The 23,646-nt window shown below is 68.6% G+C and carries 19 protein-coding genes and 2 pseudogenes; 10 read left to right on the forward strand and 11 right to left on the reverse strand.

Annotated elements, in window-relative coordinates; genetic code table 11:
- The first annotated feature begins 442 nt into the window (after positions 1-442).
- The 3 genes from SALPAC2_RS0105380 (at position 443) to SALPAC2_RS0105390 (ending at position 3,637) form a co-directional block, all read left to right on the forward strand.
- Entirely contained in the window at positions 443-1,363 is a 921-nt protein-coding gene (locus SALPAC2_RS0105380) for a helix-turn-helix domain-containing protein (protein ID WP_188115908.1), read from the forward strand.
- 85 nt (positions 1,364-1,448) lie between these two features.
- Positions 1,449-2,597 (forward strand): alanine racemase, encoded by a 1,149-nt coding sequence (gene alr, locus SALPAC2_RS0105385; protein ID WP_018215620.1) that lies wholly within the window; start codon positions 1,449-1,451, stop codon positions 2,595-2,597.
- Positions 2,597-3,637 carry a D-alanine--D-alanine ligase family protein gene (locus SALPAC2_RS0105390; RefSeq protein WP_018215621.1) on the forward strand — a complete coding sequence of 347 codons (1,041 nt, stop codon included), beginning with the start codon at positions 2,597-2,599 and terminating at the stop codon, positions 3,635-3,637. The genes alr and SALPAC2_RS0105390 overlap by 1 nt, the downstream gene beginning before the upstream one ends.
- Positions 3,638-3,692: 55 nt before the next feature.
- Here the strand turns inward: SALPAC2_RS0105390 and SALPAC2_RS24430 are convergent, their stop codons facing one another.
- The 4 genes from SALPAC2_RS24430 to SALPAC2_RS0105410 all read right to left on the reverse strand — a co-directional run bounded on the left by SALPAC2_RS24430 (position 3,693) and on the right by SALPAC2_RS0105410 (position 7,080).
- Positions 3,693-4,202, reverse strand: a complete 510-nt coding sequence (locus tag SALPAC2_RS24430; protein WP_223874143.1) for a hypothetical protein — start codon at positions 4,200-4,202, stop codon at positions 3,693-3,695.
- A complete protein-coding gene (locus SALPAC2_RS0105400) occupies positions 4,199-5,752 on the reverse strand; it encodes a sensor histidine kinase (RefSeq protein ID WP_223874889.1) in 1,554 nt (517 codons plus the stop codon). Before SALPAC2_RS0105400 ends, SALPAC2_RS24430 begins: the two co-directional genes overlap by 4 nt.
- Entirely contained in the window at positions 5,749-6,438 is a 690-nt protein-coding gene (locus tag SALPAC2_RS0105405) for a response regulator transcription factor (protein ID WP_018215624.1), read from the reverse strand. Before SALPAC2_RS0105405 ends, SALPAC2_RS0105400 begins: the two co-directional genes overlap by 4 nt.
- A 78-nt stretch (positions 6,439-6,516) precedes the next feature.
- Positions 6,517-7,080 (reverse strand): GNAT family N-acetyltransferase, encoded by a 564-nt coding sequence (locus tag SALPAC2_RS0105410; RefSeq protein ID WP_018215625.1) that lies wholly within the window; start codon positions 7,078-7,080, stop codon positions 6,517-6,519.
- A gap of 137 nt (positions 7,081-7,217) precedes the next feature.
- On the opposite strand from SALPAC2_RS0105410, the gene SALPAC2_RS0105415 reads away from it, so the two are divergent.
- The 3 genes from SALPAC2_RS0105415 (at position 7,218) to SALPAC2_RS0105425 (ending at position 10,913) form a co-directional block, all read left to right on the forward strand.
- Positions 7,218-7,928: a siderophore-interacting protein gene (locus SALPAC2_RS0105415; RefSeq protein WP_018215626.1), complete on the forward strand. Its 711-nt coding sequence runs from the start codon at positions 7,218-7,220 to the stop codon at positions 7,926-7,928.
- 46 nt (positions 7,929-7,974) lie between these two features.
- Positions 7,975-9,486, forward strand: coding sequence for an MFS transporter (locus SALPAC2_RS0105420; protein WP_018215627.1), 1,512 nt, complete (start codon positions 7,975-7,977; stop codon positions 9,484-9,486).
- 161 nt (positions 9,487-9,647) lie between these two features.
- A complete protein-coding gene (locus tag SALPAC2_RS0105425) occupies positions 9,648-10,913 on the forward strand; it encodes an MFS transporter (RefSeq protein WP_026184455.1) in 1,266 nt (421 codons plus the stop codon).
- Positions 10,914-10,979: 66 nt separating this feature from the next.
- Here SALPAC2_RS0105425 and SALPAC2_RS0105430 read toward each other — a convergent pair whose 3' ends face one another.
- Positions 10,980-11,750, reverse strand: coding sequence for a polysaccharide lyase family 7 protein (locus SALPAC2_RS0105430; protein WP_018215629.1), 771 nt, complete (start codon positions 11,748-11,750; stop codon positions 10,980-10,982).
- Between the two features lie 368 nt (positions 11,751-12,118).
- Between SALPAC2_RS0105430 and SALPAC2_RS0105435 the strand changes: the two genes are divergently transcribed.
- Positions 12,119-15,934 (forward strand): carbohydrate binding domain-containing protein, encoded by a 3,816-nt coding sequence (locus SALPAC2_RS0105435; protein ID WP_026184456.1) that lies wholly within the window; start codon positions 12,119-12,121, stop codon positions 15,932-15,934.
- A gap of 135 nt (positions 15,935-16,069) precedes the next feature.
- Here SALPAC2_RS0105435 and SALPAC2_RS0105440 read toward each other — a convergent pair whose 3' ends face one another.
- On the reverse strand, positions 16,070-16,258 hold the full coding sequence (locus SALPAC2_RS0105440) for a DUF397 domain-containing protein (protein WP_018215631.1): 189 nt from the start codon (positions 16,256-16,258) through the stop codon (positions 16,070-16,072).
- Between the two features lie 101 nt (positions 16,259-16,359).
- Between SALPAC2_RS0105440 and SALPAC2_RS27770 the strand changes: the two are divergent.
- Positions 16,360-16,593: pseudogene (locus tag SALPAC2_RS27770) on the forward strand (flavin reductase).
- Here the strand turns inward: SALPAC2_RS27770 and SALPAC2_RS0105450 are convergent.
- A complete protein-coding gene (locus SALPAC2_RS0105450; protein ID WP_018215632.1) occupies positions 16,590-17,066 on the reverse strand; it encodes an NUDIX hydrolase in 477 nt (158 codons plus the stop codon). The pseudogene SALPAC2_RS27770 and the gene SALPAC2_RS0105450 sit on opposite strands and share 4 nt — an antisense overlap.
- 82 nt (positions 17,067-17,148) lie before the next feature.
- Between SALPAC2_RS0105450 and SALPAC2_RS0105455 the strand changes: the two genes are divergently transcribed.
- Positions 17,149-17,547: an NUDIX hydrolase gene (locus SALPAC2_RS0105455; RefSeq protein WP_018215633.1), complete on the forward strand. Its 399-nt coding sequence runs from the start codon at positions 17,149-17,151 to the stop codon at positions 17,545-17,547.
- A gap of 108 nt (positions 17,548-17,655) precedes the next feature.
- On the opposite strand, the gene SALPAC2_RS0105460 is transcribed toward SALPAC2_RS0105455, so the two are convergent.
- Entirely contained in the window at positions 17,656-18,369 is a 714-nt protein-coding gene (locus SALPAC2_RS0105460; RefSeq protein WP_026184458.1) for an esterase/lipase family protein, read from the reverse strand.
- Between the two features lie 416 nt (positions 18,370-18,785).
- On the opposite strand from SALPAC2_RS0105460, the gene SALPAC2_RS0105465 reads away from it, so the two are divergent.
- The gene (locus SALPAC2_RS0105465) at positions 18,786-19,580 is read left to right on the forward strand and encodes an MBL fold metallo-hydrolase (protein WP_018215635.1); all 795 of its coding nucleotides are present in this window, start codon (positions 18,786-18,788) and stop codon (positions 19,578-19,580) included.
- A gap of 125 nt (positions 19,581-19,705) precedes the next feature.
- On the opposite strand, the gene ggt is transcribed toward SALPAC2_RS0105465, so the two are convergent.
- The 3 genes and pseudogenes from ggt to SALPAC2_RS0105480 all read right to left on the reverse strand — a co-directional run bounded on the left by ggt (position 19,706) and on the right by SALPAC2_RS0105480 (position 23,631).
- Positions 19,706-21,538, reverse strand: coding sequence for a gamma-glutamyltransferase (gene ggt, locus SALPAC2_RS0105470; RefSeq protein WP_026184459.1), 1,833 nt, complete (start codon positions 21,536-21,538; stop codon positions 19,706-19,708).
- A 324-nt stretch (positions 21,539-21,862) separates the two neighbouring features.
- Positions 21,863-22,649 (reverse strand): annotated as a pseudogene (locus tag SALPAC2_RS24435) (class I SAM-dependent methyltransferase).
- A 127-nt stretch (positions 22,650-22,776) separates the two neighbouring features.
- Positions 22,777-23,631, reverse strand: a complete 855-nt coding sequence (locus SALPAC2_RS0105480; protein ID WP_018215639.1) for a class I SAM-dependent methyltransferase — start codon at positions 23,629-23,631, stop codon at positions 22,777-22,779.
- Positions 23,632-23,646: the final 15 nt, after the last annotated feature.

A 23,646-nucleotide genomic window follows, 5' to 3' on the forward strand; every position in this document is an offset into this window, starting at 1 on the left:
ATCCACATCTGCCCGGTACGCATCGGGCACCTCCCCTCAGCTGCCACCTGTCCCCTGGCAGCGCCGCTGCGATCATCGTGCGGTTCCGGCGTCGCCCGCGTCAGCACCCCGGGCGTTGCCGGAACCGGCCGTGGCCGGTTCCGGCAACGCCCGGGGCAGCCAGGGCCGATGGGCTGGCCCGGTCGACCGTGACGCCCGGGCACGGGGAGGGAGGACGGCACCGAGCCGGGTCTCCGGAGAGACCCGGGACGCCGGACGCCGACCGGCCTGGGCACGGGTCGCACCGCGAAGGTCGCTCGATACCAACCAAAGGCGAGCCTCAATATCTAAACCTTGCGGAGGGGGCAGATTTCACTAATGTGAACACCCGGTAGAACTGGTGGAGGCAACCTTGCTCGACAGGCTAGGCATATCGGCGGGAATCGAAGCCGTCTACTGGGCGATGGTGGAGCACCCGACCTGGAACGTCGATGAACTCGCAACCACCCTGGACGTACCGGAGGCGGTCATCCGTGATGCCTTCTCCGCCCTAGCCGACCAGGCCATCGTCCCACCGTCCCCCAACCAGGAAGGCAGTCTGCGCTCGGTGAGCCTGCGGCTCGGCCTGCTCGCCCTGCTGCACCAAGCCGAACAGCAGACGATCACCCAGCAGGCGAAGCTCCTGGCGGCCCGGGCCTCGGTGCTCGCCAACGCCGCCAGCCACGACACCCACCGCGGGCGGGAGGAAATCGTGCGGCTGGAAGGGGCCGACACCGTGTGGGAACGCCTGACCGAGCACGCCTGCACCGCATCCGAGAGCATCATGACGCTGACCACCGGCCGGGCGATGCCACCGGGAAGCATCGAGACCGCCAAGACGCTGACCCGGATCGCCCTCTCCCGCGGGGTGACGATCCGCCACATATACCAGGAAAGCACACTGGACGATGCCGGGTCCCGAGCGTACGCCGAGCTAATGGCGGAGCAAGGCGAGGAGAGTCGGGTGATGTCCGAGGCCCCGATTCGGATGACCCTGGTCGACCGGCAGTTCGCCCTCATCCCGATCGGGCCACGACCGCGCCGGGGCGCGTTGGAGATCCGCGGTAGCTCCCTGGTCTCCACGCTGTGCCTCCTCTTCGACCTACTCTGGGAGAAGAGCAGAGAATTCCCGAGGTCAGCCACGGCCGACAGAGACGGCCTGACTGACCAAACCGTTGCCATCCTCCGGCTACTCCGGCAGGGGCGTACCGACGAGGCCATCGGCCGCCAACTCCAACTTTCCGAGCGGACTGTCCGTCGCACCGTCCACGACCTGATGCGACGCCTCGACGCGAAGAGTCGATTCCAGGCCGGCGTGGAGGTGGCACTGCGCCGCTGGATCTGACCCCACCCGGGATGGACCGCATCCATTACCGGCTCGTGACACATCGCGGACCTTCCGCTGATATCCGGATGACAGCGTCAGCCGCATGATCAAAGACGGGGTGCGCGCGCTGGCCGAGGCCGTCGTCGACCTAGCAGCGGTCGCCAGCAACGTACGGGCGATCGCAGACGTTACGCGTACCCCGTTGATGGCGGTGGTGAAGGCGGACGCCTTCGGCCACGGCGCGACGATGGTGGCCCGGGCGGCGTTGGACGCCGGCGCCGCATGGCTCGGAGTGACCTCGGCGTCCGAGGCGCTGGCCCTGCGCCGGGCCGGCATCAGCGCCCCCACGCTCAGCTGGTTGCACCGGCCCGACGACGAGTTCGACGCGTTGGTCGCCGCCGACGTCGACGTGGGCGTGTCGACACCGACCCACCTACACGCGACCGCCGAGGCGGCGCGCCGGTTGGGCGTGCCGGCGATGGTGCAGCTGAAGGCGGACACGGGCCTGTCCCGCAACGGGGCCGGCGGGGAGCACTGGGCGGAGTTGGTCGCCCGGGCCCGCAGCTACGAGGTGGAGGGCAGCGTCCGGGTCCGCGGAGTGTGGTCCCACCTCGCCGACGCGGACATTCCGGGGAGTCCGGTGCTACGGCGGCAGGTGGCACGGTTCGAGGAGGCACTCGGAATCGCCCGGGACGCCGGCCTCCAGCCCGACCTGGCGCACCTGGCGAACTCGGCGGCCGCGCTGTCCGCCCCGACGTCCCGCTTCGACCTCTGCCGGATCGGGCTGGCCCTGTACGGTGTCGATCCATTCGGTGGGCGGGGGCCCGACAAGTTCGGGCTACACCCCGCGATGACGCTGCGCACGAACGTCGTCAACGTGAAGCGGGTGCCCGCCGGCACCGGCGTCTCTTATGGACTGAGTCATGTGACCACGAAGCAGACCACGCTGGCACTGGTGCCGCTCGGCTATGCCGACGGCCTGCCCCGGACCGCCGAGGGCCGCGCCGCGGTCTGGCTCGCCGGCCAGCGCTGCCCGGTCGTCGGTCGCATCGCCATGGACCAGTGCGTGGTTGACGTCGGCGACCTTCCCGTGGCGATCGGTGACCCGGTCGTGATCTTCGGCCCCGAGCAGGGCGACCAACCGACGGCCGCCGAGTGGGCGAGATGGGCGGGCACCAACCCCAACGAGATCCTGACCGGAATCGGGGCCCGGGTGGCCCGCGAGTACCTTCACGAGATGGTGATGGCCTGATGAGTACGCGACTGGCGGTCCTCTACGGTGGGCAGAGCAACGAACACGAGGTGTCCTGCCACTCGGCGGAAAGTATCCTCGCCGCGCTGGACCGGGACCAATACCAGGTGACCGAGGTGTTCATCGGCCGGGACGGCGAGTGGCGGGTCGACGGCCAGGCCGTGCCGCTCACCACGGCCCTGTGCGCGTTGGACGTCCAGGACGTGGTGTTCCCTGCCCTGCACGGTCCGTACGGTGAGGACGGCACCGTCGCGTCACTGCTGGAGTGGCTCGGCACCCCGTACGTCGGCAACGGGGTCTTCGCCAGCGCCGCCGGCATGGACAAGGCCACCACCAAAAAGCTGCTCAGCGCCGAGGGCCTGCGGGTCAGCCCGGGCGTAACCCTGCGCCCCGGTGACAGTCTCGCCCCGGCCGACCGGCAGCGGCTGGGCCTGCCGGTCTTCGTGAAGCCGGCCCGCTCCGGGTCCAGCCTTGGCGTCACGAAGGTGGACGACTGGGCGCGCCTTCCCGCCGCACTGGCCTGGGCACGGGCAGCCGATCCGAAGGTCATGGTCGAGCAGGCGGCCGGTGGACGCGAGATCGACGTGGCCGTGCTGCAGCATCCCGACGGCCGGGTGGAGGCCGGTCCCCCTTTGGAGATAAACGTGACCGACGCCGATTTCTTCGACTACGGCGCGAAATACGAGGAAGGTGCGGTCTTCGACATTCCCGCCCGGCTCGACCCCGCCACCACCGAGCTACTCCAGCGCCAGGCGGTACGCGCCTTCCACGCCCTCGACTGCCGTGGGCTCCTCCGGGTCGATCTCTTCCTGCCGACGAGCGGATCCACCGAGCCCATCGTCAACGAGGTCAACACCTTCCCCGGGTTCACCCACATGTCGCAGTACCCACAGATCTGGCAGCGGGCCGGAATCGAGTTCCCGGCCCTGCTCGACCTCCTGATCCGCGGCGCGTTGACCGACTACGGTCGGTCAACACCAGCCGGGATGACCCGCCGCACGCCCACCCCACGGCCCGGTCCCCTCGGCGTCACCACCTAGCCGGTCCGGGCCGGCTAGGACCCGGCCGGGCTGGGGTACCGGTCAGCCAGCCCGGCTAGTTGGGACATGACTGGGGGCTCAGGTGGCCGTCGGAGCCATGCAGGGTGACCGTGACGACCTGGCCGGCACTGGCTGCCGCACGGTCCACAGTGCAGAGGATCTGCCGGACGGCGTGCACTGACAACGTGGTAACCGGGCTCGACAATGTCACCACGAGGTGGGCACCGTCGGCACTCGGGGCAACCTCGGTCGGAACGGCGTCGGCGGGTACCTCGCTCGTGAACCCCTCGCGACGTTCGTGCACCGTTGGGCCCGCTGCCAGGAGCCGAAGCACTTCGGTGGGGGGTAGGTCCGGGGCGACCGGGCGGATCACCAATGCGAGAGTTCCGTTCCGGACCAGGTAGAGGCTGACGCCCTCGGCCGGTCCACGCACGGCAGGACCTCCCCAGATCACCCCGCTGGGCTGGACCCCGCACCCCGCGGCGAGCAGGGTGACCAGCACCAGGAGCACCGCGGCTCGACTCCGGGCCGCCGGGCGTCTCCGGGCCGCCGGGCGGCCGATCACCGTCCGGCTCCGTCGCCGGGCTCCTCCGCCACCCGCGGCAGGCGGAGCGTGAACACGGCTCCGCCGGTCGACACGGTGCCGGCCGTCGACGCGCTGCCGGCGGTCGACACGTTGCCGGCGATCGACACGTTGCCGGCGATCGACACGTTGGCGGCGGTCGAGACGTTGGCGGCGGTGAGGCTGCCCGGCTGCCCGGTGTGCCGGTGCAGCCGGGTGTTCTCCCACGCAATCGCCAGCCCCAGGCCGCTGCCCTCGGACCGGGTCCGGGCCGAGTCCGCCTTGTAGAACCGCTCGAACACGTGTGGCAGCACCTCCGGGTCCAGGCCAGGTCCGTGGTCGGCGACCTCGACAGTGAACCAGTCCGGTTCGGCATGCAGCCGCAGTGACACCGGTTCGGCACCATGTCGGAAGGCGTTACCGACCAGGTTGGCGACGATAACGTCCAACCGGCGCGGGTCCAGGCGGGCCTGGATCCCCTCCGGTAGCTCCATCCGGACCCGGCCGGCCCAGCCCCGCGCTCGCAGCGTCGCGGTCAGGGCCGCGGCCACGTCCACGTCATCCAGGGCAAGTCGCGCCGTACCCGAGTCGAACCTGCTGACCTCAATGAGATCGTCCACCAGCCGGGCCAGGTTCTGCGTCTCTGTACTGATGAGTCGGGCAGCCCGGCCGGCGTCACCGGTCAACCCGCCCACCTCCTCGTCTAGGACGTCGGTGACCGCTGACATCGCGGCCAGCGGCGTACGAAGCTCATGCGAGACGTCGGCCACGAAGCGTCGCGCGTCGGACTCCATTCGGCGCAGCTCAATGAACTGCCGTTCCAGCGTCTGAGCGGTGCCGTTGAAGGTCCTCGCCACCTCGGCCAGTTCGTCGGCACCTCGGACGCGCAGCCGGGTCGTCAGATCACCCTCGCCAAGCCGCTGCGCGGCCCGACCCAGTTCGCGTACGGGGGTCAGCACCCCGGCCGCCGCGACTAGGGCCAGCAGGACCGCGAGGACCAGCGACAGCCCACCGGCTGTCCAGGCCAGGGCGGCGAGCCGGTCGATGCTCTGCTGCTCCGACAAGAGGCTCCGACCGGCGTAGACCTCCAGCCCGGACGGTCTGGACCGCCCATCCGGATGTTCCAGCAGGAGCTGGGTCCCGACGAGAAGAACGGGAGAGCCGTCCTGCGAGACGCGTTGCCAGGCCACGACGCGCCCCCCGACCGCCTGCTGCAACTCTGGGGTGAGCAATGGCGACACCTGGTTGCTCCACGTCCGCATCTCGTGGTACTGAAGCACCGCGGGCCAGCCCTCATTGGACAGTAGCTCGGCCATCTCGTCGAGCTGCTCCTGGGTCGGCGGGAGCTGGCCCAACGGGTACAGCTTGCTGAGTTGCTTGGTCAGCGACACCGCTGCGTCGTCCTGCGCCTGCTGGAGGATGACTCTCCGCGCCTGGAAGTAGCTACCGCTGGCCACCACCGCCGTGGTCGTCAGACCCAGCAGAATGAAGGCCAGCAACAGCCGGACCCGGAGACTCCAGGCGCGACCCACCACCCGGCGCCAACGCCTCACAGCGGCCCGAACCGGTACCCGAACCCGCGTACCGTCTGCACGAGGACCGGCTTCGACGAGTCGTCCTCGATCTTGGCCCGCAGGCGCTGGACGCAGGCGTCCACGAGTCGCGAGTCGCCGAGATAGCCGTGCTCCCACACGGCCTTCAGCAGCTGCTGCCGGCTCAGCACCTGGCCCGGCGCGCGGGAGAGCTCGAGCAGCAGGCGCAGCTCGGTCGGCGCGAGACCGACCGGCACGCCGTTCCTACGGACCACCAGCGCGGCGCGGTCGATCGTCAGAGCGCCGTGCTGCTCCACCGGCTCGCCGCCGCTCCGCCGGATCTCGCCCCCGGCCCGCCGGAGGACCGCACGGATTCGCGCCTCCAGCACCCGGGCCCGCACCGGCTTCACCACGTAGTCGTCGGCGCCCGCCTCCAGGCCCGCCACGATGTCGATGTCGTCATTGCGGGCGGTGAGGATGATAATCGGGAGGTCGCCCAGGCTCCGGATCCGCTGACAGACCTCGAACCCGTCCATCCCCGGCAGCATAAGGTCGAGGAGGACGACATCGCAGGCGTCCTCGTGCAGGTAGGCCAGCCCTTGCTCGCCGGTCGCCACCGCGTCCACCGTGTGGCCCTGCCGGGTCAACGCCATCTGCAGTCCATCGCGCACCGTTTGATGGTCTTCGATCAGCAGAACACGGAGCATGTCGCCTAGTGTCGCACCCTCGACCGAATTTGATTCGCGTGTGGGGCGACCTGATCCAACACGCAACGACCGATATCGCTATCCCACCTGAGTCGGATGGTCGACTTCAAACCGGCCTCGGGTCAGGAAAGCCAATTGGGCCCGCTTGTCAGGCATGTCGATCTCCGCGGCGAAGGTGAACCCTTCGATCCGTAGCCGGCGCAGCGCGGTCTCGTTGCGCACGTCCGGCTCCACCACGATGCGTTGGATGGTCGGATCCCGCAGCAGAAACCGGGCCAGCGCGGGGCCGACCGCCGCGGTGAGTCCGCGGAGATAGCGCCGGGGCGGGTTAAGCAGCAGGTGCATCCCCATGTCCCCCGCCTGCACCGGATAGCGCTCCCCCACCGGATCGGCCGCCGGCTGGTAGCTCTGGAACAGTCCGACCGGCTCGCCGTTCAGCAGAATCAGGTACGCGTGGTGGGTGTCCAACCCGTCGAGGAAGGCATAGGTCTCCCGCACCTGTTCGAGCGGGTGCGACCCCATGCCCCAGAAACGGTTCCGGGGCAAGGTCACCCAGCCGTGCAACAGTTCGGCGTGCCGGTCGGGGCAGACCGGCTCCAGCGTCAGTTCGCCGAGGTCGGGGATTTGCTCCTGATAAATCACGCAATATCGCCTTTCATTCGGCGCCCGGGCGGGAATCGGGTCAGCAGCTTGGAGTCCGTCGGGCAGGGAGCGGTACCATCAGAGCTTCGGCTTAGGTTAACCTCTCCTAACTTAGGCTTACCTTAGCTGGAGGCGCTGTGAAACGGAACTGGGAGGGCCTGGTCCTCCGTGCCATGGGCGGTCGGGACTTCCGGCTCACCGTGTTGAGCACCGAGTCGGTGGCCGGGCGCTACCAGCGGCTACTCCTCGACGACGGTGGGCTCCTGGCAGCGTGCGGCGCACACCCGACGATGTGGATCCGGCTCTGGTTCGATATCAACGGCCGGGCACACCAGCGGGCGTACACGCTGGTCGACCCAGACCCCGCAACCGGGCGACTCACCCTGGAGTTCGCTATCCACGACGGTTACGCCGCCCGCTGGGCCACCAACGCACAGGTTGGCGACACCATCGACGCGACCGTGCAGGGCAGCGCCTTCCAGCTGCCCGACCCGGCGCCGGAACACCTCTACCTGGTCGGGGACGCGGCGTCACTACCGGCGGTCAACAGCCTCCTCGACGCGGGCGCCGACATCCCCGCGACGGTGTGGCTGGAGTTCGCCCATGAAGACGAGAAGGCGTTGACTCCACGTGCCCGGGCGCACCACGACGTGACGTGGGTGCCGCGCCGCGACGACGGGCAGCACCTGGTCGACACCGTCTGCGCCGCGCTACCGTCCGGCGAGACCGCACACTACTGGGTGGGGTGCGAGGCGGCCAGCACCCGCCGCATCACCCGGCACGCACGGCGAACGCTCGGCGTCGGCAAACACCAGCTGACCTCGCTCGGCTACTGGCGGGCCGCCTGATGAACCGACTCGACAGCCGGACCACGAACGACGAAACCACGACGCGATGAGCGGCGCTTCGGCGACCGCGACCGCGCCGGTCGACCCCTCCGTCGCGGGCGGCAAGGTACCGCACCGCTGGCTGATCCTCGCGATCCTCTGCCTGACCCAACTCGTCGTCGTACTGGACAACACCGTACTGACAGTGGCGGTTCCGGTACTCACGGTGGAACTTGGCGCCGGCACCGCCGACGTGCAGTGGATGATCAACGCGTACGCGTTGGTGCTGTCCGGACTGCTGCTCAGCGCGGGCAGTGCCGTGGACCGGTACGGACGGCGGCGGATGCTGCTGGTCGGGCTGGTGCTGTTCGGCGTGGGCTCGCTGGCGGCCGGCCTCGCCGGTACCTCCGAACAGTTGATCGCCGCGCGGGCCGGAATGGGCGTGGGGGGCGCGCTGCTGGTCACCGCCACCCTCGCCATCGCCATGCAGGTCTTCGACTCCGCCGAGCGGTCCCGGGCAATCGGCATCTGGGCGGCGACCAGCGCGCTCGGTTTCGCCGCCGGGCCACCGATCGGTGGGATCGTCCTCGCCCACCTGCCCTGGGGCGCGATCTTCCTGATGAACATCCCGATCGTGCTGGTCTGTCTGCTCGCCGGCCGGGCGCTGATCCCGGAATCACGCAATCCTGCCAGCGGCCGCCTCGACCTGGTCGGCGTGGCACTCTCCACCGTCGGCCTGACCGCGATCGTCTGGGCGATCATCTCCGGTCCGGAGCTCGGGTGGGCCTCGACGAAGGTACTCGGCGCGGGCAGCGCCGGCGTGCTGCTGCTGGTGCTCTTCGTCCGCTGGGAGCAGCGGGTCGCCCACCCGATGCTGGACATGCACTTCTTCCGGAACCGCCGCTTCGTCGGCGCGGTCTGCGGCGTGGTGCTGATCACGTTCGGCGCCACCGGTGCGCTCTTCCTGCTCACCCAGCACCTGCAGTTCGTCCGCGGCTACCCGGCCTGGGAGGCGGGGCTACGGATGGTGCCGTTCGCACTCTCCATCGTGGTGCTAAACGTTGGCGGTATCGCCACCCTGGCGATCCGCCGGCTCGGGCTACCGGCCGCCATCGCCACCGGAATGACCCTGCTCGCCGGCGGGCTGGCGTTGGTTACCCACGTTCCCGCTGAGGGCTACGGCACGCTGCTGGCCGGGTTACTCATCATGGGTACGGGCTGCGCGCTGGCGAACCCGGCCATCGTTGAGGCGGTGATGAGCGCGATCCCCACGGACAAGGCGGGCGCCGGAGCCGGCGTCGACGGCACCATGACCGAGGTTGGCAGCAGCCTTGGCATCGCCGTGCTGGGCGCGGTGCTCAACGCCCGCTTCGCCGCGCTGTTGCCCGCCGCGCTGGCCGGCGCCGGCTCCTTCCCCGCGGCCCTGGCCGCGGCGGGTCCGGACCGGGCGGCGGTCACCGCCGCCTTCGCCGACGCGTTGCGTACCGGCCAGACGGTGGGAGCGGTGGCCGTCCTGGTCGGCGGCCTCGTCGCCGCCGCGCTGCTGCACCGCGCCGACCGTATCGCCGCCCGCGGCTGAGCCTCCGCCGACGACGTGAACAGGCTCCCGGTTCCCGCAGCACTCCCGATAGATCCACTGTGATCGGCGTCGCAGGTCGTCGGCACCCGGCCGGAGCCGATCGACCCTAGATTCAGTGCATGGCTCCCCAGGAGGTCACCCTCACCCGCACGGTCGCCGGGGTGAGCCGCTGGCCGGGGAGCTCGCCGATCCCGCCACCCGGGCCGCTGCGGACCCTGGCCTGGGCCACGCTGACGAACACGATGGGGATGGGGCTCTGGGTTGCCGGTTCGGCGCTGTTCCTCACCCGGAGCGTCGGGCTGTCCACCCGCTCGGTCGGAGTGGGTCTCACGATCGCCGCGCTGGTCGGGCTGGTCGCCAGCGTGCCGTTCGGCCGGCTCGCCGACCGGCGCGACCCGCGTACGCTGCGGGCGGTCCTGCAGCTGCTGCAGGCCGTTGTCGCCGCGTCCTATCTGCTGATCGACTCGGTCGCATCGTTCGTCGTGGTCGCGGTGCTCAGTGCGCTGCTCGCTACCGGCAACCTCGCGGTTCGCGCCGCCCTGGTCGCGGCCGTCGGCGGCCCGCAGGGACGGGTACGTGCCTTCGCAACCCTGCGCGCGGTGGCGAACCTCGGCACCGGTGTCGGCGCGGTCCTGGCGGGGCTCGCCCTAGTGGCCGACACCCGGGCGGCGTACCAGCTGCTGGTGCTCGGCAATGCCGCGACGTTCGCGCTCTCCGCGATGCTGGTCATGCGACTGCCTCCGTTTCCGCCCGAATCGGTGCCGGCCGCCCCGAAAGGTGGTCTCGGGCCAGCACTGCGGGACGCCCCCTTCATCGCCGTCAGCGCCACCTCAGCGGTGCTCTCGCTGCACTCCGTCGTCCTCACCTTGATCATTCCCCTCTGGGTGGTGTCCCACACGGCGGCACCGACCGTCATGGTGGCGGCGATCCTGGTGACCAACACCGTGCTGACGGTGCTGCTGGCCGTGCGCCTGAGCCGCGGCGCGCAGACCGCCACTCCGGCTGCGCGAACGATGCGCCGGGCTGGCCTGACGCTGGCCGCGGCGATGCTGCTCCTCGCCGGCACCAGCGCGCTGCCCACCGGCCCGACGATCGCGCTGCTGCTCGTCGCGACCACGGTCTACACCATCGGCGACCTGTGGCACGCGGTCGGCGGCACCGGGTTGGCCTACGACCTCGCCACACCGGAGTTCGTCGGCGAGTACCAGGGCGTCGCCGGGCTGCTCAACGGCCTCGCCGGGGCGGTGGGGCCCGCTCTGCTGACCCTGCTGATCCTCGACGGGGGGCGCCTGGGTTGGGTCGCGCTGGCGCTGCTGTTCGCGGTCACCGGCCTGTTCGCCCCGCGACTGACCCAATGGGCGGTTTCGACCCGGCACCCAACCGCACCGACGCCGGAGCACCCTCCCGTTCCGGCTGGCGGCGGGTAGGCCCGCCGGACACCGAACCGCAATAGCAGGCTCTTAGTTAGGGGATAACGGGTGACGCCCGGCACGCTACGAGTGAGTGATCAATAGTTTGTACATGCTCACCTGCCCGTAGTTGGAGCTACTACACGGAGAGGAGTTGCCGCAGTTGGCCAGGGTGTAGGCCCCGGCCTTGAAATAGTTGCTGGGTCCCGTGTGTCCGATGGTCGCTTGGAGGTCACCGTTGTAGTAGGCGCGAATCTGCCCCCCGCTGACGACGAACTTTCCCTCGAAGACCGTGTGCAGTTGATACCCGCTGGCGATCAGCTTGTAGTCGCTGTCGTTTCCCTTGGTGAGGTAGAGGTTGCTGCCCTGGAGGCGGAAGGTGGTCACATCGTCGTCGCCGTCATGGATCTGGGCACCGACGGCGTGCGGTTTGCCGTTGGGGAGCCGGTTGAACGCCAACCGGAACGTCAGGGTGTGGGTGCCCACGATGGCCGACCAGGCAGCCTGCCGCGTCCCGTTGTCGGTCATTTCGCGCAGCTCTGAGCGCGAATAGCTGGAGCCGGACGTGGTCACCCCGTTGACCGGGGCGCGAAACTGCACTCCCCGGCAGCTGTGGTTCACCTGAAACCAGGGGTTCACCGCATAGGTGGCGAGGACCGGCTGTTTGACCTCCGTCGGCGAGCCGGGCGATCCGGTCGGCAGGGTGACCTTCCAATTGGTGAGGTCCAGCTTCTGAGCGGGGTAGTCGCAGGGGGCGGCAGCAGCGGCGGTGCCGGTGGTTACGACGAGGGCAGCCGTGATTGCCAATGTGGCCACGATGGTGGTGACGAGTCGGTACGCAGACACGATCTTCATCACTGGGACACCTCCTGATGGAGCACCGACAGTGCGGGCACCCGGTGCAAACAGGCACGAACAAACGGGGGCGCGCCCAGTATTTCCAGATCAATGGCGTCGCTTTACATGTGTTAACTGAACGCGCCAGTTACAAAAAGATTAATGGCATACAGGTTGTGGGTCAATTAACAACACAATCTCCGCAGCACCCCCGCTGCGACGCCGGCCGGACGGGCGCCGTGGGGCTACGACGGGGTCTGTGCGAGGCGCCCACCCCCGCTACCACTCGTTACGCACCTGTTACTTCCTCAAAACGGCGCGGGCCAATATGTTGTAGCTTACAACAATCGATGGGAGCGTTCCCGACCCCATCCACAGGAGGCACTGTGCATCCAAGATCTGATCGCAGGCGGGGCGGCATGCGTACCCGAACCGCCGCCCTGCTCACCCTCACCCTCACCGGATCCCTGCTGGTCCTGCCCGGGGCCGCGCAGGCCCTGCCCGACCCGGCCCCCGCCGCCAACACCGCCGTCGCGCCAGCGCCGGCCGGCGCCGTGCAGACCGTCGAGGACTACGAGGACGGCGTACCCCCCGAGGTCCTACTCTTCGCCTCCAGCGATCCCGAGCGGCCCGAGGTGGGCACCGTCGCCAGCGATGACCGTCCCGGCGCGGGCAGCGACAACGATGCCTTCTCCGTCCGGTACGACATCGAGGGCTGGGGTGGCTTCACCCACAACTTCATCGCGCCGGACGGCCACCAGGACTGGCGGGCGTACGACGGGTTCTCGTTCTGGGTGAAGGGGGACGGCAGCGGCCGGCAGGTCCAGTTCGAGATCAAGGACGGCGGCGAGCACGGTGAGGCGTCGGAGCTGTGGGAGTCGTTCTTCATCGACGACTCCACCGGCTGGAAGCAGGTCCGGACGACCTTCCCCGACTTTGCCTGGCGCACCAGCTACCAGCCAGCGGACGGCCCGAAGGACAAGGAGCTGCAGCTCGACCGGATGTGGGGGTTCGCGGTCAACCTGCCGCAGGGCGCCGGTGAACTGCACTTCGACCAGGTGGAGCTCTTCACCAACGTGGCGACGGTCGCCGACTTCGAGGCCCCGCAGCCGCAGCTCAACCCGCCCGCCGGGGAGCCCGGCATCATCACCTTCAGCGGCGACGACTCCCGCATCCCGCAGCTGAGCTACGTTGACGCCGCCCGGGACGGCACACCCGCCGACAACCAGGCCCTCTCCGTGGCGATCGACACCACCACCAGCTGGGCCGGCTTCGGGCAGAACCTGAGCTTCAACACCGAACCGCAGGACTGGAGCAGCTTCGGCGGATTCCGGTTCTGGTACTTCAGCCCGCTGACCGTGCCACCGGCCGCGCCCGGCGCCGGGCGCCGCATCGACGTGGAGATCAAAGACGGCGGGGCGGACGCCGAACACAGCGAGCTCTGGATCACCAGCTTCACCGAGGACTGGGTCGGCTGGCGCCTGGTCGAGCTCCCGTTCTCGCAGTTCAAGTACCGCACCGACTATCAACCCATCGGCGGCATCAACCAGGAGCTGGACCTCGACCAGATGTGGGGCTACGCGATGCAGCCCCGCTCCGGGTACGCCGACACCTTCCGCATCGACGACGTTGAGGTCTACGGCGTTCCGCGGGTCGGTCCCACAGTGCGGGTGGCGGCCGACCCAGCGGTCAGCCTCCTCGACGAGGGCGAGTCGACCACCGTCACGATCCGGCTCACCAACACCGATGACGCGCCGCTGGACGACGAGGTGACCCTGCGGTACGCCACCGGCGCCGGCACGGCCACCCCCGGCGAGGACTACGAGCCGGTCGAGGGAGAGTTCGTCTTCCCCGCCGGCACCGCCTCCGGAACCACCCGGCAAGTCACCGTCCACACCCGCTCCGACGAGCAGGCGGAGCTGGCGGAGACCATCCCGCTGACCCTCTCCGGCAACGGCATCGCCGTACCCGAAAACCCACCGAACATCGTGCTCAACGCACACGACCTGCCGTACCTGGACGCCTCCCGGCCGGTTGCGGAGCGGGTCGCCGACCTGCTCGGGCGGATGTCGGTCGAGGAGAAGGTCGGCCAGATGACCCAGGCCGAGCGGAACGCCCTCGACTCGCCGAACGACCTGGCCGCCTGGCGACTCGGCTCGCTGCTCTCCGGTGGCGGCTCGACGCCCACCCCGAACACCCCCGAGGCCTGGGCGGACATGGTCGACGGCTACCAGACGTACACGTTGCAGACCCGACTGCAGATTCCGCTGCTCTACGGCGTTGACGCGGTGCACGGCCACAGCAACGTCCAGGGCACCACGATCTTCCCGCACAACATCGGGCTCGGCGCGGCCCGCGACCCGGAGCTGGTCGAACGGGTCGGGCACGTCACCGCCGAGGAGACCCGAGCGACCGGTCCGCAGTGGTCGTTCGCACCCTGCGCCTGCGTGGCCCGCGACGACCGATGGGGGCGCACCTATGAGGCGTACGGGGAGGACCCGGCGCTGGTGATCGCCAACGAAACGGTGATCGACGGGCTCCAGGGCCACGAGCTGGCCGACCGGAAGGACGCCGACCGCGTGCTCGCCTCGGTGAAGCACTACGCCGGCGACGGCGGGACCGAGTACCGGCCGGGCGACGGGGGGTACCCGATCGACCAGGGCGTCGTCGTCATGAGCCGGGAAGAGTTCGACCGGGTCCACCTGGACCCATACATTCCGGCGGTGCGGAAGCACAACGCGGGAACGATCATGCCGTCGTACTCCAGCGTCGACTTCACCGAGGACGGGGTCGGCAACCCGGTCAAGATGCACGCCCACAAGGAGCTGCTCACCGACGTCCTGAAGGAGGAGATCGGCTTCGACGGCTTCCTGATCAGCGACTACGCCGCGATCGACCAGATCCCCGGGGACTACGACAGCGACGTACGCATCTCGATCAACGCCGGGCTGGACATGATCATGGTGCCGAACGAGTACCAGCGCTTCGAGGAGACGCTGCTCGGCGAGATCGAGGCCGGGAACATCCCGATGTCCCGCATCGACGACGCGGTCAGCCGGATCCTCACCCAGAAGTTCCACCTCGGACTCTTCGAGCAGCCGTTCACCGACCGGACCAACCTGGCCGATGTGGGCTCGCCCGAGAACCGGGCGGTGGCCCGCGAGGCCGCCGCGAAGTCCCAGGTGCTGCTCCGCAACACCGATCAGGTGCTGCCGCTGGCCAACACCGGCAAGCTCTACGTCGCCGGCGCCAACGCCGACGACATCGGCGCGCAGGCCGGCGGCTGGACCATCACCTGGCAGGGCGGCAACGGCGACATCACCCCCGGCACCAGCATCCTCGACGGCATCCAACAGGTCGCGCCGGACACCGAGGTCACCTACAGCGCCGACGCCTCCGCCCCGCTGGACGGGCACGACCGGGCCGTCGTCGTGGTGGGCGAGCAGCCGTACGCGGAGGGCATCGGCGACGTCGGCAACAACGGCTTCACCATGACGTTGAGCGCCGCTGAGCAGGACACCGTCAACACGGTCTGCTCAGCGGTGGACGAGTGCGTCGTACTGGTGATCTCCGGTCGTCCGCTCGTGCTCGACGACGCGCTCGCCTCCGCCGATGCCGTGGTGGCCTCCTGGCTGCCCGGCACCGAGGGGGCCGGCGTCGCCGACGTACTCTTCGGCGAGCAGCCCTTCACCGGTCAACTGCCGGTCTCCTGGCCGCGTTCGTTGGACCAGGAGCCGATCAACGTCGGTGACGCCAGCTACGACCCGCTCTACCCGTACGGCTGGGGCCTGCGCACCGACGCGACCCAGGACCGGCTGCACGAGCTGCGGGCCGAGCTGGCCGCGATCGAGCAGGACGGCTGGACCCAGGCCGCGGTGCAGGTGCTGGACCTGTCGCTGCGCAACGACAGCTCCTGGCAGGACGACGGCTCGGTCCGCGACGAGCGGCGGGTGGTCACCGAACTGACGGTGGTCTCCACCCTGCTGGCCTTCAGCAGCCAGGACATCGCGGCACAGCACGAACTGCTGGTGTCGACGCTTCGAGATGTCACGCAGGCGGCGATCGTACGGGAGGGTGTCACCGCCCCCTCGGCGACGCAGACCTCCACCCTGACCGCGGACGCGGAGCACGCGCTCCTGACTGGCAAGCCGACCACGGCGACGTGGAAGCTCGCCGCGGCCTGGCGGATCGCGGCCGGCTGACCGCAACCAGCTGGGCGGCGCCCGGGGTCAACCGAACCCGGACGCCGCCCAGCACGACACGAAGGCCCGGCCGCCGAGTGGGCCGGGCCTTCCGCTGCCGTCAGATTCCCCGGAAGCCATGCTTCCTGGGGCTGCTCAGTGCTGCTTGACGTGGCGCACGAAGACCCGCCACGCCACCGGACCGAACACCAGGGCCGGCCCGGTCGGATCCTTGGAGTCCCGAACACCCACGAGGTCAGGAAGGTTGTCCGCGACCTCAACGCAGTCGCCATTCGCGCCGCTGCGGGTGGACTTGCGCCAGACAGCGCCGACTAGGTTACTCACGGTTATCCATCTCCTCGATCAGTGTGGTTACAAACTTGGCCGTCTCGTTCGGGTCACCGCCATCGTGATCGGGGCATTCCGGTGAACCGACCGAGCCGCATCTGCCGCGACGCGCCTCTGTGGGGCTGCGAGACCTGTCGGGCGAGTGGCCATGCCCGCCGGCCTGAGTCGCTCTCCTGACCGGGTTTCGCGACCACCGCGTCACGCTCCGGCTCCACCTGGGCGCACTCTTGACTGAGGTGGACACCCAACTCTCTCAGGTCCACAAGACATCCGGCCTCTATCAGCGCTTCCTGGCGTGGACCCAGCCACAGTGGCACAGCCACCGCCGCTAGCCGCTCCGCGCCTCGCACCAGGGGCCATCCGGCTGCAACGCGCGAAGCACGGTCACCAGCTCCGGCGGCTCGACTGGATCTGGAAGCGAGGTCAGATCCGTCCAGGAAACCCACGCATGCGAATGCAGTTCGAACTGCTCGTTCGGGAGAAGACCGGTCCGGGTCAGCGCGGGCCGGTCCGCAGCGAAGTGCGCCACGAAGAAGTCCTCCGGACCGACATACCGCTTGCCCTTCCAGCGCACAGTCCGCTCGACCGGCAGCGCCCGGTCAAGGACCGCCCCGGGGTCCAGTCCGGTCTCCTCCATCAGCTCCCGTCGTGCCGCCGCCAGCGGCGTCTCGCCTGGCTCGATGCCGCCGCCGGGCGGTTCCCACAGCCATACCCCGTCAACTGGATCATGCCAACGCAGCAGAAGCACACGGCACGCGGCGTCCAGGCAGATCACCCGCGCTGCCGGCCGATAGATTGCCTTCATCACCGCGACCCTAGCTCGTCTCGCCCGGACTGTACGTGACGGTGGTCATGGACAGTCAGACCCTGCCACTCCGGAGTGTCACATGATCACCATCGACAAGATCGCCTGGATACACCTTGAGAACGGTACGATCCTCAGCTCCCGATCACGTGGTAAGGACGTTTACTACATCCCGGGCGGCAAACGAGAACCCGGCGAAGGCGACCTTGACACGCTCGTCCGCGAGATTCAGGAAGAACTCAGCGTGACCATCACCCCCGACACCGCCACGCATGTCGGAACCTTCCGCGCCCAGGCCCACGGACACCCAGACGGAATCACGGTCCAGATGACCTGCTACACCGCCGGCTACCAGGGCCTCCTGCAACCCAGCAGCGAGATCGAGGAGATCGTCTGGCTCACCCACGCCGACCGTCACCGGGTCTCCCCAGTCGATCAAATCATTTTCGATCATCTACACGAGATCGCCCAGCTGCGCTAGCCACGGGTGCGGATCCTTTCAAGAGCCCACCCCTGGCTGGTTGCGGTAGCTCTTGGGCTGGAGATCCGCCGCTCGCCGGGCAGGACTGTGGTCGCCCGCTGGCCGCTGTCAGGCGATGAAGTCGCGGACCTTGGTGTAGTTACTGGCGTCCTCGTTCATCTCGGTATGCTCTACGCAGCCCACCGACATATTTGCCGCACCATCGAGTTTTGCGGAAATGTCAGGATCGATGACTGCGTCGCAGGTGGACCAGAGAGTGGCGTAGCTCACGCTTCCCGGCGTCTCGTCTCCCGAGTTCAGGGAACGGAGGAAGCTACTCCCCCAGAACATTTCCCTGCAGGACTTGTAGACGGGACAGAGCACGGACGCCTCGGTTCCGTCACCTCCATTGACCACGGGGAGGAATACGGCCACATTGGTTCCGTGGTTCACGCCAGCTATGGAAACGAAGTCGTCCACGGTTTCCGTCCCGCCTATGTACTTGATGTACCAGCGGGAGCTGAGGGCACCCATGGAGTGGGCGACGATGTCAACCTTCGTGGCACCGGTCGCGGCGAGCACCTCCTGCACCTTGGTCTGGAGTTGCGCAGCGGTGGTCGCGTTGGACTGTTTCCAGTCGTAGGACCAGGTGTATAGCTCGGAACTCTGGTAGCCGTCCGCCCTGAACCTATCGATCCATGCGTTCCAATCGCTGGCATCGGTGGTCATTCCATGGACGAAGACGACGGGGTTCCGAGCGGCGGCGGCTACGGACGACGGAGCAACCAGTGATGCCGTCACTACCAGCGCGGCGACGACGGCGGTATGGATAGAGCGTCGCACAGGGTTCCTTTCCCACTGTAGTTGGCAGGAGAGCCCACGCCGGGCTGAAGCCCACCGATGGTCATGTTGAGGACGCCCGCATCGTGATGACCGCGGGATCGAAACGTGCACGGTGTCCGTGCCTGATCGACGCTAGTGGCGAATATCGTTCAGGCCATCGGATGGCGACCATGAATTTCGTCAGGGTTCACCCCGAGGGACCCCGGGAACCCACTCGCTCCAGCAGGCCCCGTCGTGGTATCAGCTACCCTCACCCGGCTCGGTGCCAGCAATCACCGGCCTCGCGGTCCTGCTACCCACCGCTCCGGGTACGCCGAGGCGGATCGAGCAGCTGTCCACAGTAGTGCCGTGGCGGTTGTGACGGAGTCGAACTACCGTCAAGTCACGGACAGACGTTCCTCCGTGAGGAGTTGGTCGTGGCCACAGCTCACACCACCGCCGGGCAGTTCCCCGTCCGCGTCCTCGGCGGCCCGACCGCCCTCTTCGAGTACGGCGGGTTGAAGTTCATCACCGATCCGACCTTCGACGCTCCGGGCGACTACTACGCGGCAGGCCAAAAGATCCTCACCAAAACCGCTCCCCCTTCCGGCGGTGTCGTCGACCTCGGCCACGTCGACGTGGTCCTGCTCTCGCACGACGAACATCCCGACAACCTCGACAACTCTGGCCGAGCCCTGCTCGCAGACGTCCCCCTCACGCTCACCACGCCCGAAGGCGCGCGACGCCTGGGCGACAGGGCCATAGGGTTGGCCGACTGGCAGCCAATCAAGCTGGATCGCCCCGGCAGTGGCACGATCACCGTGACCGGCGTGCCCGCCATCCACGGACCCGGCGCGCGCGAGGATGTTGAACGGGTCACCGGCCAGGTCGTGGGCTTCGTCTTGACCGGCGAGGACCTGCCGACCTACTACGTCAGCGGCGACAACGCCTCGCTCGACCCCGTGCAGGAGATCGCGGAACGCTTCGGACCAATAGACACAGCCATCCTCTTCGCCGGTGCCCCGTGCTTCCCTGGCCTACTCTTCGACGGTGCGCCCATCGTCCTTACCAGCGCCCAGGCCGCTGAGGCAGCCAGAATCCTCGGCGCTCGCCGGGTGGTTCCCGCCCACTACGACAGTTGGGCCCATTTCACCGAGGGCCGCAACGAACTCGTCACCGCTTTCACCATCGCCGAGCTGGCCGACCGTCTGGACCTGGAGAGTCGACGCTGAACGGGGCAGCCCACAACGACGACCCGAAGCCCGTCGTTTGGACCGCTACCGTCGAGTCGATCCTTATCAGAGTCCGAGGTGGACGCGCACTCCAGCAAGTGGCTAACCAAAGCTGAGACAGGACACTAGCTTCGCTCGGGAGGACAATTCGGTGCCGGTCGCAGCACGGCGGCGGACCCGCCGCCGCGACGGGTCGGCTCCGCCACGGCCACCAGCCGGTGCCGGTCCTGGAACTCGATCGCGGTCGCCGCACCCAACTCGGCGACCGGGAGGAAGGATGGCTGACCGAGCGCGACGAGCTCCGGCTCATAGTCGGCGATGAATGCTGGCTCCGCCGTCGGTGTGTTGCTGTTGCGCTGCGACGCGCGGGGAGCCGCGATCGCCTCGGGCAACGACATACCCCGATCGATACGGTTGAGGAGGATCTGAAGCACCGTTGTGATGATCGTGGAGCCACCTGGGCTACCCACCGCCAGGAACGGCTTTCCGTCGTCGAGCACAATCGTGGGCGACATGGAGCTACGGGGCCGCTTCCCCGGCGCGGGCAGATTCGGGTCCGGCGGCGCTCCGGCCTGCTGAGCGAACGAGAAGTCGGTCAGCTCGTTGTTCAGGAGGAAGCCACGATCCGACACCACCATGGCGTTTCCGCCGGTCTGCTCGAGCGTGAAGGTGTATTCAACGACGTTGCCCCAGCGGTCAGCGACCGTCAGGTTCGTGGTGCTCTTTCCCTGCTCGCCACCGGTGGACGCCGTGGCCGGGTGGAGGCTGCCGTACGGTTCGGGTAGCTGCCCGGGTGCCGTTGGTTTCGGCAGTGCCGAATCAGGCGCAAACCCGCCCCGGGTGGCCGCGAACCGGTCGGAGAGCAGCGTGCGCAGCACCCGCCGGTCGGTGTCGTCGCCGACGTAGGCGTTCCGGTCGGCGAAGGCCAGCGCGCTGGCGTCGAGGTAGACGCTGAGCAGCTCGGCCGTGGACAAGTCGCCCAGGTCGAACCGCTCCATGATGTTGAGTGCTTCACCAACAGCGGTGCCTCCGCTGGATGGCGTCGACATTCCGTAGATGTCGTAGCCCCGGTAGTCGGAGTGGGTCGGTGCGGGGAAGCGCAGCTCGTAGCGGGCGAGATCCGCAGTGGTCAGCCCACCCGGACGGATCGGGTATGGCCAGGGCCGCGTCGGAGAGTCAGCGACCGGTGGGCGCTGCACGGTCGCTGCGATGTCGGCGCCGATCGGCCCCTCGTAGAACGCTTCGACGCCACGCCGCGAGATTAGGCGGTAGGTGTCGGCGAGGTCCGGATTGCGGTGGGTGCTACCGACCTCCGGGGCCTGCCCGCCGGGCAGGTAAAGCTGTGCCGAGGAGGTGAACTGCGCGAACATCTCCGTGTTCGCCACCACGTGTTGGCGGAAGGTGGCATCGACGGCGAACCCCCGCTCGGCGACCCCGATCGCGGGAGCCAGCGACTCGGCGAGACTGCGAGTGCCCCACTTACGCAGGGCCGCGTCCCAGGTCAGCGGGGTACCCGGCACCCCGACGGAGAGGCCGCTGACTCTGGCCTCCCCGAATGGGAATGGTTGGCCGGTTGCCGGGTCGACGAACGTGTCCTCCCGGATCGACGCCGGCGCGTCCTCCCGGCCGTCGATGGTGTGTACCCGCCCGGACCGGGCGTCGTAGTAGACGAAGAAGCCACCGCCACCAATGCCTGCCGAGAAGGGCTCCGTTACTCCGAGGGTCGCGGCAGCAGCCACCGCCGCGTCGACGGCGTTACCCCCGCGACGCAGTACGTCGCGCCCGACGGCCGTCGCGGTGGCATCAACAGTCGCCACCGCTCCGCCGTAACCGACAGCCGTGGAGCTGGAACTGACCGGTGGTGGCACCGCAGGCCCGGCCGCCACCACCGGTGTCGCCGATGCCACCAGCCCCGCGGTGACGGCCACAGCGGTCAGCCCTACTCGAAAGGCCCTCATTCTGTCCCCTCACGTCGATGACGTTCTCGGTCGTCGCCAGCCGCTGGCCCGAATTGGGTGCCGGATATCGGACATTGACAGAGGTAGAGGCAGATCGTCCAAAGTCATGACCGACTTGGGTCGCTGCTGAACGCTAAGAGCAGCTCTAGTGACTCGAACGTGCTGACGGCGGTTTGACGGCTGTGACGATGGTAGATGGTAGCTAGTGCCGTGTCACCACGTATGGCCATTCTGTCCTGCTGGGTGTCGGGGCCGTGCGGGCCGCGTCGCCGGTGCGGCACGCTGGTTTGCGACGCCTGCCGTCCGCCACCCCACATCGGAGCTTCAGGAACGGCAGACAATCTCGCCATGCAGAACGGCGAACCAGGCATCCGCTGCCGCAGCCCGCTCCCGCCACCCGTCAGAAATGCGGCGCAGGTCCCCAGCCGTGGCAGCGCCCGAGGTCAGCAACTGTCGGGCCAGATCCGAACTCCGGATCCGCTCGGCCCACATCTCCCCCCACCATCGCGTCTCCGTCGGCGTGGCGAAACACCACGTGCTCGCCGACGCTCGTACGTCAGTGAAGCCGGCGGCGTGGGCCCAGGAAAGTAGGCGTCGGCCGGCGTCCGGCTCGCCTGCGTTGGCGCGGGCGGCCTGCTGGTACAGGCCAAGCCACTCATCCAGCGCAGGAACCCGAGGAAACCAGGTGAACGCCGCATAGTCGCTGTCCCGCACGGCGACGATTCCGCCGGGACGGGAAACCCGGCGCATCTCACGCAGCGCCCGGACCGGATCAGCGACGTGCTGAAGCACCTGGTGGGCGTGGACGACATCGAACGTGCTGTCGGGGAAGTCGAGTGCGTGGACGTCGGACACCACGAAGTCGATGTTGCGTTGACCCCGTGAGTCGGCGGGCGAGTTGGAGTGCATCACCGCTGATCTCCACCGCGGTGACGGGTCCGGGTGCAACGCAGGTCGCCAAGTCGACGGTGATAGTGCCCGGCCCGCAACCGATGTCGAGCACCGACGTACCCGACACGAGGTGCGGAAGTAGGTAGGCCGCCGAGTTCTCGGCAGTACGCCACCGGTGCGAGCGCAGCACCGACTCGTGGGACGGAATCGGCAGGACCATCGGTGCGAGTGTGCTTTTTGTCAGTAGTGCGACCGCAGCAAGAGCAAGGACGAACGCGACAGCACTGGCGATGGATGCCACGCAATCCGCACCGGGTACGGTCGCGGCTGAGCCCGAGCACCCGTTCTCACAGTGCCGCCGCAGGTGCCGGGCCACCCGGCCTGGGTACCGCGCTCGTGATGCGGGCGACGGTGGTCAACGTCAGGTCGCCCTCGGGTGCGCGAACGGATGCCAGCACCCGCGCCGCGTCGGCGGTCGCCGCGTCGAGCCGATCGGCCGGCAGGTGTTGTAGCAGTGCCCGCCCACCGTGCGACCACATCCACCGCATCCAGTGGTCCACGTCCTGGAACCTGCTCTCAACCCGGTGCTCGCTGATCGCGGCGACGTCGAGGCCGGCCGCCGCCATCGTCGCCGTGATCGTCTGTTCATCGTCGAACGGGCCAGCGGTCGACGCGGGCGGCGGCTGCTCCGCCGGTAGGTGCGCGGCCAGGGCATCCATCGCGGCGAGGAAGGCCGGGTCGTACGTGCGGGGGGTGCTCACCACCAACCGGCCCGTGGGGCGCAGCAATCGCGCGTACGCCCGCAGGGCCTGCTCTGGCTCCGGCAGCAGAAAGACGACCATCCCGGCCAGCACCACGTCGAAGCTGTGGGGCGGGAAACTCGGCTGTTGGGCGTCGCCAACCCGGACCTCGACCTGAGTCAGGCCGGCCCGGGTGGCGTCGTCGGCAGTGAGCTTCACCATCGTCGGGGCGAGATCGATGCCAGTGACGTGGCCGGTCGGCCCGGTGGCCGCGGCGGCGGGAAGGAGAACAGCTCCGCGACCACAGCCAACATCGAGGACCCGCTCACCCGGCAGAATGCCGGCACAACCGACGAGAGCCGTACCGAAAGGCTCGAAGTAGGACACTCCGGTGCGGTCGTAGCTGGCGGCGGCCTGCTCGAACACCTCAACGATCGAGTTCGGGTGCGTACTGCTCGTCATTGACACTCCTCCTCA

Origin of the sequence: Salinispora vitiensis (genome assembly GCF_000378825.1) — a bacterium.
Classification (GTDB): domain Bacteria; phylum Actinomycetota; class Actinomycetes; order Mycobacteriales; family Micromonosporaceae; genus Micromonospora; species Micromonospora vitiensis.

Coding starts and splice junctions, on each gene's coding strand:
- SALPAC2_RS0105450 (WP_018215632.1), bottom strand. CDS start 17,066: ATGAAGGCAATCTATCGGCCGGCAGCGCGGGTGATCTGCCTGGACGCC.
- SALPAC2_RS0105430 (WP_018215629.1), bottom strand. CDS start 11,750: ATGAAGATCGTGTCTGCGTACCGACTCGTCACCACCATCGTGGCCACA.
- SALPAC2_RS0105380 (WP_188115908.1), top strand. CDS start 443: ATGGTGGAGCACCCGACCTGGAACGTCGATGAACTCGCAACCACCCTG.
- alr (WP_018215620.1), top strand. CDS start 1,449: ATGATCAAAGACGGGGTGCGCGCGCTGGCCGAGGCCGTCGTCGACCTA.
- SALPAC2_RS0105480 (WP_018215639.1), bottom strand. CDS start 23,631: ATGACGAGCAGTACGCACCCGAACTCGATCGTTGAGGTGTTCGAGCAG.
- SALPAC2_RS0105390 (WP_018215621.1), top strand. CDS start 2,597: ATGAGTACGCGACTGGCGGTCCTCTACGGTGGGCAGAGCAACGAACAC.
- SALPAC2_RS0105420 (WP_018215627.1), top strand. CDS start 7,975: ATGAGCGGCGCTTCGGCGACCGCGACCGCGCCGGTCGACCCCTCCGTC.
- ggt (WP_026184459.1), bottom strand. CDS start 21,538: ATGAGGGCCTTTCGAGTAGGGCTGACCGCTGTGGCCGTCACCGCGGGG.
- SALPAC2_RS0105455 (WP_018215633.1), top strand. CDS start 17,149: ATGATCACCATCGACAAGATCGCCTGGATACACCTTGAGAACGGTACG.
- SALPAC2_RS0105405 (WP_018215624.1), bottom strand. CDS start 6,438: ATGCTCCGTGTTCTGCTGATCGAAGACCATCAAACGGTGCGCGATGGA.